Here is a 12782-nt window from a genome sequence, read left to right as displayed (position 1 = left end):
AATGACCCATTTCCTTGAAAAATTAGTGTTTGGTAACCGAAAGATTGTGGTGGCGTTATTCACCATTGCGACGGTTTTTCTAGGTTACCAAGCCTCACAAATGCGCCTAGACGCAGGTTTTGAAAAAAACATTCCGCTAAATCACGAATACATGAAAACCTATATTGAGCATCGCCAAGATTTTGGTGGGGCAAATAATATTCTAGTATCCGTGTGTGATAAAAACGACAATATCTATAATCAAAACTTCTTCGATACCCTTAAGAATGTTCATGATCAGTTGTTTTTTATTAATGGTGTTAACCGTTCTCTGGTTATTTCTCTTTTTTCTCCGTCAACCCGCTTTACCGAGATTGTAGAGGGCGGATTTGCTGGCGGGCCTGTAATTCCGGCTGATTTCAATTCATCTAATCCCGAAGCCCTAGAGCTTGTTGCAGCAAACGTTGAGAAGGCCAATATTGTTGGTCGACAAGTTTCAAGCGATTACAGCTGCGCCATGGTGACAGCCCAACTGCTTGATATTGACCCTCAAACCGGTGAGCCGCTAGACACCCTAGCACTGGCAGCAGAGCTTGAAGAGCAACTTCGCGGTCAATACGAAAACGATAACACTTCTATTCATATTATCGGCTTCGCGAAAATGATTGGCGATGTGGCGGATGGTGCAAAAGACGTACTGGTCTTTTTCGCCATAGCTATCGCTATCACAGCGGTTATGGTGTATTTCTTCTCTCGAAGCATTATGCTCACTATTTTACCGTTAGTATGTTCGATTATTGCGGTTATTTGGCAGCTCGGGTTATTGACTTCAATTGGCTTTGGTATGGACCCTATGTCAATTTTGGTTCCATTCCTTGTATTTGCGATTGGTGTAAGTCACGGCGTGCAGATGATCAATGCGGTAGAAAAGCAGGCGGTAACAGGCATTGGTGCAAAACGTGCCTCGATGGCGGCGTTTAGAAACTTGTTGGTTCCCGGCGGAATAGCGCTGTTGTCCGATACAGTAGGCTTTATGACACTACTGGTTATCGATATCGGTATCATTCGTGAACTGGCAATAACGGCGAGTATGGGTGTGGCGGTAATTATACTTACCAACCTATTACTGCTTCCTGTATTGATGAGTTTCTTGAAACTTGACCAAAAGTATGTAGAAAAATTTGCGGGTAAGGAAAACGCCAATTCAAAATTTTGGGAAGTGATTGCATCTTGTTCGCGTAAAAAGCCGGCGGCAATCATCTTAATTGTCACCGCTATCTTATTTGTATTCGGGCACTTCCAAGCTCAGAATATGAAAATAGGGGACTTGCATGCTGGTGCACCTGCACTTCATGAGACGTCGCGATACAACCAAGACACTTTCCTTATTACCGACAAGTACGAAGTTACGGTCGATTACATTTCCATTTTGGTAGAAACTACGCCAGAGGCATGTACATCGCATAGCGTGATGAAGGCCATGGATGACTTCCAGTGGAAAATGGAAAACGTACAAGGTGTTCAATCGGCAGTATCGTTGGCCTCGGTAGCGAAAATTGTAAATGCAGGTTACAACGAAGGTAACGTCAAGTGGCAAGTCATTCCGCGCAACCAGCAAACCTTAGTTCAAGCTATTTCTCGTGTTCCAACATCATCAGGTCTATTAAACGGCGACTGCTCGGTCATGCCTATAATCCTGTTTATGGAAGATCATAAAGCTGAAACGATTTCTCGCGTCGTTGACGCCGTTAAGTCATATCGCGCTGAATACCAAAGTGACGATATGAAGTTTAGCTTAGCGTCTGGCCCAGTGGGTGTAATGGCCGCAACTAATGAAGCAGTGAGTGCAGCGCAAGACCCAATGATGCTTTACGTGTTCGGTGCGGTAATTGCGCTATGTCTTATTAGCTTCCGCTCAATCAGAGCGACCTTAGTAGTGGTTATCCCACTTTACGTGGTGTCAGTATTGGCCCAAGCACTGATGACATACCTTCAAATTGGCCTCACCGTTTCTACGTTACCAGTTATCGCACTTGGCGTGGGCATCGGAGTGGACTATGGTATTTATATACTCTCTACGAAGAGCTTAATGTTGAAGAAAGGTGCGACGGTGCAAGAAGCTTATTTCGCCGCACTTAAAGAGCGTGGAAGCGCTGTTTTATTTACCGGTATTACGCTAGCAATAGGCGTGAGCACATGGGTGTTCTCATCACTTAAGTTCCAGATGGATATGGGTATACTGCTTACATTTATGTTCGTAGTAAACATGCTTGGGGCAATAATTGTACTGCCCGCACTTGCAAGATTCCTATGGTGGAATAAGAACGACCCCGGTGCATAAATTATTTTTGCATAGCTAAGCAGAAAAAAGGGCCGTTAGGCCCTTTTTTTTGGGTCTTTTTTGCATAGTTATCTATGCTGTTAATATAAGGTTAAAAATGGGCTTTCATTAGCGCCATTTATTAGAGAAAATAGTTTGGTACTCGGCACTTATACCAAGTCGGATTGGTATTACGACATTCAAAAAAGGTTAACAAATGACAGTCACCTCACAGCGACACTCAGTACTGCTAGACAATGTATTTGCACTTATCGACAAGAAAGTAGATACCAAGCAGAAGTCTCTTGTGCAGCAATTCGGACGTCTGTTGTATAAAAACATATCAAGCGATGACTTAGAAAATCGCAACGACAGCGACCTGTATGGTGCAACACTTAGTTTATGGAACGGACTAGCAAAGTTCGATAATACATCGCCTTATATTCGCGTTTTTAATCCAGAAATAGCAAAGCATGGATGGCACTCTAGTCATACGATTGTTGAAATTATCGTTTCGGATATGCCATTTTTAGTTGATTCTGTGCGTATGTTGCTGAACCGACTAAATATTACCGCTCATTTATTTCTTCATAGCCCCATTGGCATCAAGCGAGACAACTCAAACAAAGTCGACGCGTTTGCAGAGCCGGGGAAGATTATTAATGGCGCGAAAAAAGAAACCGTTTTGTTTATCGAAATTGATACACAAACGTCGAAAAAAGACATTGATGCATTAACGCAAGAGCTTTATTCAGTGGTTGATGAAGTGTCTCTAGCCGTCAAAGACTGGCAGGGAATGACCAACACACTACAAGAAGTGATAAAAAAGAGCGCTACGTTTAATTGGCCTGTTTCTGCAGACGCGAAAAAGCAAACTAAAGCGTATTTAGAGTGGCTGGGCGATCATAACTTCACCATGATGGGCTATCGTTATTACGACGTTAAAGCTATTGAAGGTGATCATAGATGGATACCGCAAAACGATACTAGCCTTGGGTTGCTAAAAAACTCGATTAATGACCGAGAACGTTTGTTGTCTCGCTTGCCTGCTTCAGCAAGAGCCGAAGCTCTTAGCAAGAATCCGTTAATTCTAACTAAAACCAATTCACGCGCTCGCGTACACCGACCTGCCTACATGGATTACGTGGGTGTTAAAGAGTTTAATAAAGTTGGTCAAGTTGTGGGAGAGCATCGTTTCCTAGGTTTGTATTCGGCTTCTTTTTACAATAATAGCGTTACCCAACTACCTATTCTTCGAGAGAAAATTAAGCGAATCTGTGAGCTCTCAGGTTTTGAACCAGGTACCCATGCCTACAAGGCCTTCGCAAACATTATTGAGACCTATCCTCGTGATGAGCTTCTTCAAACGCCGGCAGAAGAACTTGCTCAAATTGTAATGGGCATCTTTCAGATGCAAGAGCGCGGTATTTCTCGTCTGTTTATTCGAAAAGATACATTTGGCCGCTTTTTCTCATGCATGGTTTTTGTTCCAAGAGAGCGCTACAACACTGAGCTAAGAAAAGAAACACAAGCGCTTTTAAAAGCGTCCTTAGGTGCAGCAGAGGAAGTGGAATTTACTACTTTCTTCTCAGAGTCTGTATATGCCCGTACGCACTATATTGCGAGAGTCAACGACAACAACGCGGAATTCGATGTGAAGGAAATAGAGCAAAACATTATTGAGTTGACCAAAACGTGGAACGACAGACTAGCGTCAGCAATTTCAGCCGCCCACGGTGAGGCGTCAGGCAAAGCGCTAGAACGCAAGTATAACAACGCGTTCTCTCGAAGCTACATGGAACACAACCTTCCATCGGCTGCACTGGTTGATATCGGCAAACTTGAGACCCTAGACGACAACCATACCCTTGATATGCTGTTCTATCGTCCGCAAGAAGAAGGCGCCGACAGTCAGGTGGTTAAGCTTAAGCTTTTCCATCGCGCAGAGCCTATTCACTTATCAGACGTTTTGCCTATGCTTGAGAATTTTGGGTTACGCGTAATCGACGAGAGCCCATATAAAATCACATGTTCAGAAGGTGAGCGTAATTGGGTCATGGACTTCACCATGCTGCACAAAAGCGGCCAGCATTTTGACATGGAAAAGGCGCAAGTCCTGTTCCAAGACGCGTTTGCAAAGGTGTGGTACAAAACGTTAGAAGACGACGCATTCAACCGCCTTATTTTAGGCGCGAACATGACGGGGCGTAAGGTAACCGTATTGCGCGCTTATGCTAAGTACATGCGTCAAACCGGTAGCTCCTTCAGTCGTGACTATATTGCTAATACGTTAGCTAATTACCCAGACATTGCCCGTTTACTGGTGGACTTTTTCGACCAGCGCTTCAATCCGAAGAAAAAGCGTAGTGAGAAAAAAGAAGAGGCACTTTTAGACACCATCAAGGCACAACTAGACAACGTTAGTAACTTAGATGACGACCGTATAATTCGTCGTTACCTTGATATGATGTCTGCCACTTTGCGCACGAACTTCTATCAGAATGATGAAGCAGGCGATGAGAAATCTTATGTCTCATTTAAGATGATGCCTGAACTTATTCCTGAAATGCCGCTGCCTTTACCGAAATTTGAAATTTTTGTTTACAGCCCGCGGGTTGAAGGTGTGCACCTTCGAGGCGGTAAAGTTGCACGCGGTGGCCTACGCTGGTCAGACCGACAAGAAGACTTCAGAACCGAAGTACTTGGCCTGGTAAAAGCACAGCAAGTTAAAAATACGGTTATCGTACCGGTTGGCGCAAAAGGTGGGTTTGTCTGTAAGAATCTGCCTGTAGGCCAAGGGCGCGAGGCTATCCAAGCAGAAGGTCAAGCATGTTATCGCATCTTTATCACCAGCTTACTGGATATTACCGATAACATTGTTAACGGTGAAATTGTTCCACCTAAAGATGTAGTTCGCCTTGACGATGAAGACCCTTACTTGGTGGTTGCGGCCGACAAAGGAACTGCTACGTTCTCTGATATTGCTAACGGTATCGCAGAAGACTTTGGCTTTTGGTTAGGTGATGCGTTTGCCTCTGGTGGTAGCATTGGGTACGACCATAAGAAAATGGGTATCACTGCTCGTGGCGGCTGGGAATCGGTTAAACGCCACTTTAGAGAGATTGGCATAGACTGCCAGACTACTGATTTCACCTGCGCGGGTGTGGGTGATATGGCGGGCGATGTGTTTGGCAACGGTATGCTGCTTTCAGAGCACACCCGTTTGATTGCTGCATTTAACCACATGCACATTTTCTTCGATCCCAACCCGGATGCAGCTGCGAGTTACAAAGAACGCCAACGCCTGTTCGAAAACCCACGCCTTAGCTGGGAAGACTACGATAGCAAGCTGATATCGAAAGGGGGCGGTGTATTTAGTCGTGCGTCAAAATCTATCAAACTAACGCCTGAAATGAAAAAGTGGTTAGGCACACGTCAGTTAACGATGACCCCTAATGAACTTATTCATAACATTCTAAAGATGCCAGTAGATCTTCTTTGGAATGGCGGTATTGGTACCTACATTAAGAGCAAAAAAGAATCGCATTCTGAAGTAGGCGATCGCGCCAACGACGACTTACGCGTTAATGGCCGCGATGTTCAAGCGAAAATTGTAGGCGAGGGTGGCAACCTTGGCCTAACCCAATTAGGTCGAATTGAATATGCCGCAAACGGCGGTCGTGTTAATACCGACTTTATTGACAACGTAGGTGGCGTCGACTGCTCAGATAACGAAGTAAATATTAAAATATTGCTTAATAGTTTGGTTAACGACGGTGAGCTAACCCTTAAGCAGCGCAATAAGTTGCTTTACGATATGACCGACGATGTTAGCGAAATTGTACTTAAAGACTGCTATCGCCAAACCCAGTCTATCTCCATTACCGAGCTAGCTGGCGTTAAGCAGCTAAAAGAGCAACTTCGCTTCATCCATGGCTTAGAGCGCGAAGGCCAGTTAAACCGCGAACTGGAATTTATTCCAAGTGATGATGAGATATCAGACCGCGTGGCGACCGATCAAGGTTTGACGCGTCCCGAGCTGAGCGTTTTGATTGCTTACGGAAAAATGGTGCTTAAAGACGCACTCAATATTCCTGAAATTACTGACAATGCTTACCACGGCAAGCTATTAGTAGAAGCGTTCCCCAAAATACTGCGTGAGAAGTTCGCTACACACATGCAGCAACACCCGCTTCGAAGCGAAATCATTGCAACGAAATTAACCAACAATATGGTTAATGACATGGGCCTTAACTTTGTATTTAGAATGCAAGAAGAAACGGGTGCCAGCGTCAGCGAAATTGCCAATGCCTACGCTATTGTGCACGGTATCTTCAACATGAAGACCTTGTGGGCGCGTATAGAAGAATTAGACAATGCAATTCCAGCAAAACTTCAGCTTAAAATGCTAGATGAAGCGCGCAGAACAATGCGTCGCGCGTCGCGTTGGTACATTCGACACGGCAATAAGTCTCAAAGTATCGAAGAGGCAATTGAAAGCTATCGCGGCACCTTTGATATTCTTTCTAAGAATTTGCAGCACTATTTAGTGGAAAGTGAGTACAAACAGCTTGAAGCTGCCACCCAACAATATATTGATAAGGGTGTGCCACAAGATATCGCCTATCAAGTGGCGAGCTTCTCGAATATGTTCTCTAGTTTCGACCTGGCTCAAATTGTGGAAGCAGACAAGCACGATACGGATGTTGTTGCTAAGCTTTATTATCAACTGGGCTCTCGTTTAGAACTGCATTGGTTCTTAGATCAGATTAACAATCAGGCTGTAAGTAACCATTGGCAAGCGTTAGCACGTGCCTCATATCGAGAAGAGCTTGATTGGCAACAGCGCTCTATCGCCGCTAACTTATTAGCGTCACGTGGGGATATAAGCGACGCTGATCAAATTTTAGATGAATGGATTGAAAGTAATCAGGTACTACTTAAGCGCTGGTATCAAATGATGTCAGAGTTTAAGACCAGTACGACACACGAATTTGCGAAATTTTCTGTCGCTTTACGTGAATTGATGCTTTTAAGCGTGAAGTCTAACCATTAGAATAGGCGCACCTTAAAGATATAAGCCCTGTTTAGCAGGGCTTTTTTTTAGCGAGCGATCGAAACCACCATGCAATCCCTAGTGCAAAAATTTCTACTTCAGTGTGAGCCTGAAAAAAGTCACGATTTCACCATTAACTGGTTAAACAAGACCCAACATACACCGCTGAAATGGATGTACAGCGCACCCACAGTCAAAAAGCCTGTCACTGTGGCTGGCATGACATTCGATAACCCGGTTGGCCTTGCTGCTGGTCTGGATAAAAACGGGGACTGTATTGACGCATTTGCAAGTATGGGTTTTGGTTTCGTTGAAATTGGCACGGTTACACCACGGCCGCAGCCGGGTAATCCGAAGCCTCGTTTGTTTAGAATTCCTGAAAAACACGCCATTATTAACCGCATGGGGTTTAATAATAAAGGTGTCGATCATCTTATCGAGCAAGTTAAAAAAGCGCAGTTTAAGGGCCCGATTGGCATTAACATAGGTAAGAACAAAGACACTGAAGAGGCCAATGCCCTCGATGATTACCTGATTTGTTTAAACAAGGTTTATCCCTATGCCAGTTATGTAACCATCAATATCTCCTCGCCAAATACACCGGGGCTTAGAAACCTTCAATACGGTGAAGCGCTAGATAAGTTACTTGTCGGCCTTAAAGCTGCACAAGAAACCCTTACACAAACGCACAGTAAATATGTGCCGCTTTTTATTAAAATAGCACCAGATTTAAGTGACGTAGAAATTGAAAGCATTGCTGCTTCACTTATAAACAGTAAGATGGATGGCGTTATTGCAACGAACACCACTTTATCGCGAGATGCAGTACAAGGCCTGAAACACGCCGATGAAATGGGTGGCCTAAGCGGCTCGGTCATGACAGATATGAGCCTAGAGGTGACGCGTAAGCTAAATAAAGCGTTAGATCGCGCTATTCCTATAATTGGTGTAGGCGGTATAGACTCCCCAAAGGCGGCGCAGGCACGTCTAGATGCGGGGGCTTCGCTTGTTCAGGTTTACTCGGCTTTTATTTATCAAGGCCCGTCACTCGTTAAACGCATCGTAAACGCGTTATAATACCCCCGAAACCAATTTCTCATGTACGTGTTTATATGATTTAAGCACGTACATAAACTACAGGTACATGAATGAATACTATTCTGGTTACGACCAGTCGCGGTCTTGACGAACTATTAAAACAAGAAGTGCTAACTCTTTGTCCAGACGCTCAGATAAAGCAAGGACCAGGCACTATACAGTTTGAAGGTAGTAAGGAAGACGCTTACAAACTTTGTTTGTGGTCGCGTTTAGCAAATCGCGTGATCTGGGTGTTAGCATCGGGCAAAGCGGGTGATGCTGAAGCACTTTATAACACAGCAATGGGTATCGACTGGCAAATGCAGATGGATTCACGTCATACGTTATCTGTACAGTTTATTGGAACCAACTTCGCTATCAAAAATACCCAATTTGGTGCGGTTCGCGTAAAAGACGCCATTGTTGACTCTTTCGTTGAGCAAGGTCTGCCTCGCCCGTCGGTAGAGCGAAAAACGCCAGATATCTCGGTTTACGCAAGGCTACATCGCGATAACGTGATTTTAGGCATTGATTTAGCTGGAGCAAGTTTGCACCAGCGCGCTTACAGGCAGGAAACTGGTGATGCACCGCTCAAAGAGCATATTGCAAGCGCGATGCTAATGCGAAGTGGCTGGACTGAAAATACCGATGCGCCCCTGGTCGATTTAATGTGCGGGTCGGGAACCATTGCTATAGAAGCCGCCTACATTGCCCGCAATATTGCGCCGGGCATCAAGCGCTCATACTGGGGTTTTACTAAGTGGCTTGGTCATGAAGCGACGTTGTGGGATAGCCTACTTGAAGATGCAATTTCGGTGCAAAAGCCAAGCTGTGGTGGCGGTATATACGCCGGTGATTTTAGCCGCAAAATGGTGGCCATTGCCAAAGCAAATGCCGATTTTGCAGGCGTATTCAACGATATTTCTTTTTCTCAGCAAGACGCTACGAAATCGTCTCCACCTGTGGCTACACCAGGCTATGTGGTGTCTAACCCACCATACGGCGAGCGTTTAGGTGAATTAACGTCGCTCATCCCGCTTTTTAGCGATTGGGGTAAGCGCTTTAAAGAAGCCTGGAAAGGCTGGCATGTATCGCTGCTTAGCAGCAACCGTGACTTGCTACGGGTGTTGAAGCTTCGCGCAACCAAAGACTATGCCATGAATAACGGTAAGTTAGAATGTCGCTTAGCTAACTATGTGTTAGATGAACAAAACACCGTTCAATTTAGTGAAGATGCGGGCAATCACGAATTTGCCAACCGTTTAAAGAAAAACCTGAAACGCATGAAAGGCTGGGTCAAGAGCGCCAATACTAACTGCTATCGCATATACGATGCCGACTTACCTGATTACAATGTAGCGGTGGATAGGTATGGCGACTGGTTGGTCGTACAAGAATACGCACCGCCGAAAACGGTATCTGAAGACAAGGCCCGTAAACGCCTTCAGGAAGTGTTACTTCACCTGCCAGCCGTAACCGGCGTTTCGCCTAAAAATATTGCGCTAAAAGTACGTGCTCAGCAAAAGGGCTCCAAGCAGTACGAGAAAATTAACCAATCTGGCGAAATGATGGAAGTGTTCGAAAATGGCGCACGTTTTCTCGTAAACCTAACCGACTACTTAGATACCGGGCTTTTCCTGGACCATCGAAACACCCGCCAAAAGGTAAAAGCCTTATCTCAAGGTAAAGACGTGCTGAACCTGTTTTCATATACGGGGAGCGTATCAGTGTTTGCGGCTATGGGTGGCGCAAAATCAGTTACCACGGTAGATATGTCTAACACCTACCTGGATTGGGCGAAAAAGAATGTCGCGCTTAATAAACTAAGCGGTCCTCATGCCTTTATCCAGGCTGATTGCACAACATGGCTTGGTACGCATAAAGGCAAATACGATTTGATTTTTATCGACCCACCGTCGTTTTCAAATTCAAAGCGCATGCAAAATACGTGGGATGTGCAGCGTGACCATGTGAAAATGCTCACCGACGCTAAGGCCTGCTTAAAAGAGCAGGGGACAATCATTTTCTCTAACAACAAGCGCGGTTTTAAGCTTGATGAAACTGCGGTTACAGCACTTGGTTTACAGGTAGAAAATATTACCAAGGAAACCATACCCGAAGACTTTGCTCGTAAGGGCAAAATTCACCAGTGCTGGGTGTTGCGTTCATGAAGATATACTTCTATACCGGTCCGCAGTGCAGTTTATGTGATTTAGCCGATATCGAACTTGCGCGCACATCCAGGTTTTCTTCGCTTACCATAGAGAAAGTGAACATTCGAAATAGCACCGAACTGTATCATTTGTACGGTGCGCGTATTCCCGTGTTGAAGCGTGATGATAATAATAAAGAAATTGGTTGGCCATTTTCCGCCGCCGATTTAGAGGAGTTTCTTCAGTGAGCATTTTGCAGTTAAAAAACATCACTGTCATTTATGGAAATCCGCCGCTTTTAGACGGCGTTGAACTTGTCGTGCAGCCAAAAGAGCGGGTTTGTCTAGTTGGCCGAAATGGCAGCGGCAAATCTACCCTGATGAAAGTTATTGCCGGTGATGTTATCGCCGACGATGGGCAACGCATCATCGAAAATAATACGGTCATCGCTCGATTAGAGCAGGACCCACCGCAAACCACAGACGTCACCTTGTTTGACTATGTCGCCGAAGGGCTATCCGATGTAGGTGAAACCTTAAAAGACTACTTTCACCAAACCCGAATTGTTGGTGAGGACCCAAGTGAAGCAAATTTAAACAAGCTTCAGCGTTTGCAGGAACAATTAGAGGCAAGAGACGCGTGGCAGTTCGAGCAGCAAATTGAGCAAACGCTAACAATGCTGAAACTGGACCCAGAAATTTCGTTATCTACGCTATCTGGGGGATGGCGCAGAAAAGCAGCCCTCGCGAGAGCCCTTGTTCGCCAGCCAGACTTATTGCTGTTAGATGAACCAACAAACCATCTTGATATCGAAATGATACGCTGGCTTGAGACAAGCCTGAGTAACTATCAAGGTGCGATAGTATTTGTGAGCCACGACCGTGCATTTATTCGTGCAATGGCTACACGCATTGTGGACCTCGATAGAGGTACGGTAACCAGCTACCCCGGCAACTATGAAACCTACTTAGAGAAAAAGCAGCACGACCTCGATGTTGAAGCCTCTCAAAATGCGGAATTCGATAAAAAGCTAGCACAAGAAGAGGTATGGATCCGTCAAGGTATCAAAGCGCGCCGAACACGTAATGAAGGCCGGGTACGTGCCCTCAAAAAGTTACGAGAAGAACGCAGAGCGCGGCGTGCGGTACAAGGGAATGCTGTGGTTAATCAGCACCAAGGGGCTCGCTCTGGCAAGATGGTGTTTGAGGTTAAAGATTTAAGCTACAGCATTGAAGGTAAACCTATCGTCAAAGGCTTAAATTTAAATGTACTTCGTGGCGACAAGTTGGCGTTAATTGGCCCTAACGGTAGTGGTAAGAGTACGCTAATAAAACTGCTTTTAGGCGAGTTACAACCGGATTCGGGTAATTGTAAGCAAGGCACAAATTTGGAAGTTGCTTATTTCGATCAGCATCGTCACGGTTTAGACTTAGAAAAATCAGTTATTGACGCCGTGGGTGATGGAAAGCGCGACCTTATGGTTAACGGCCATCCCCGTCATGTAATTAGCTACCTGCAAGATTACCTATTTACGCCAGAACGCGTAAATGCGCCTGTGAAGTCACTTTCAGGCGGAGAGAAGAACCGCTTAATGTTAGCGAAACTCATGCTGAAGCCCAGTAATGTACTGGTGCTCGATGAACCAACTAACGACCTTGACGTTGAAACCTTGGAAATGCTCGAAACCTTACTGAACGAGTATGCCGGTACCGTGCTTTTAGTGAGCCACGATAGGGAATTTGTTGATAACGTTGCTAACAGTAGCGTGGTATTTGAAGGCAACGGTTTGTTAAGGGAATTCATTGGGGGTTTCACTGACGTAGAAAACTGGTATAAAGAGCAACAAGAAAAACGTCAGCAAATTGAAAAGGACGAAAAAGCCAAGGTAAAGAATGAAACTAATTCAGGTTCACATAGTCCTAGTGCTAAGTCTTCTCCACGTAAGACGAAAAAGCTATCATACAAAGATCAGCGTGAACTCGAGTCTTTACCTAAAGCGTTAGAAGCGCTAGAGGAAGAGCTAGAGGTCATGCAAGAAAAAGTCAACGATCCCGACTTTTTTAAACAAGACAGCGATACCACTGCCAAGGCATTAGCCGAACTGGCGGAAAAAGAAGAATTACTTTCCCAGAAATATGCGCGCTGGGATGAACTAGAAAGTATGCTGGAAGATAATCAGCAGTAAATAGGATTTTAA

6 protein-coding genes are annotated in these 12782 nt (G+C 45.0%); all 6 read left to right on the top strand.

The window, feature by feature from the left end; translation table 11 throughout:
• The first annotated feature begins 1 nt into the window (after nt 1).
• On the top strand, nt 2-2320 hold the full coding sequence (locus ACTRWF_RS07600; RefSeq protein WP_020743620.1) for an efflux RND transporter permease subunit: 2319 nt from the start codon (nt 2-4) through the stop codon (nt 2318-2320).
• A 196-nt stretch (nt 2321-2516) separates the two neighbouring features.
• Nucleotides 2517-7355 (top strand): NAD-glutamate dehydrogenase, encoded by a 4839-nt coding sequence (locus ACTRWF_RS07595; protein WP_020743621.1) that lies wholly within the window; start codon nt 2517-2519, stop codon nt 7353-7355.
• 69 nt (nt 7356-7424) lie between these two features.
• The gene (pyrD, locus tag ACTRWF_RS07590; protein ID WP_020743622.1) at nt 7425-8432 is read left to right on the top strand and encodes a quinone-dependent dihydroorotate dehydrogenase; all 1008 of its coding nucleotides are present in this window, start codon (nt 7425-7427) and stop codon (nt 8430-8432) included.
• A 71-nt stretch (nt 8433-8503) separates the two neighbouring features.
• Nucleotides 8504-10603: a bifunctional 23S rRNA (guanine(2069)-N(7))-methyltransferase RlmK/23S rRNA (guanine(2445)-N(2))-methyltransferase RlmL gene (gene rlmKL / locus ACTRWF_RS07585; RefSeq protein WP_012518498.1), complete on the top strand. Its 2100-nt coding sequence runs from the start codon at nt 8504-8506 to the stop codon at nt 10601-10603.
• Complete coding sequence (locus tag ACTRWF_RS07580) at nt 10600-10833, top strand: glutaredoxin family protein (protein ID WP_020743623.1); 234 nt, start codon at nt 10600-10602, stop codon at nt 10831-10833. The genes rlmKL and ACTRWF_RS07580 overlap by 4 nt, the downstream gene beginning before the upstream one ends.
• Nucleotides 10830-12770: an ATP-binding cassette ATPase Uup gene (gene uup, locus ACTRWF_RS07575; protein ID WP_012518500.1), complete on the top strand. Its 1941-nt coding sequence runs from the start codon at nt 10830-10832 to the stop codon at nt 12768-12770. Before ACTRWF_RS07580 ends, uup begins: the two co-directional genes overlap by 4 nt.
• Nucleotides 12771-12782 lie beyond the last annotated feature (12 nt).

Source organism: Alteromonas sp. G5_S2_22_S1 (genome assembly GCF_054968525.1).
The sequence above is the reverse complement of the archived record's forward strand: the minus strand, read 5'-3'. Positions and strand labels throughout refer to the sequence as shown.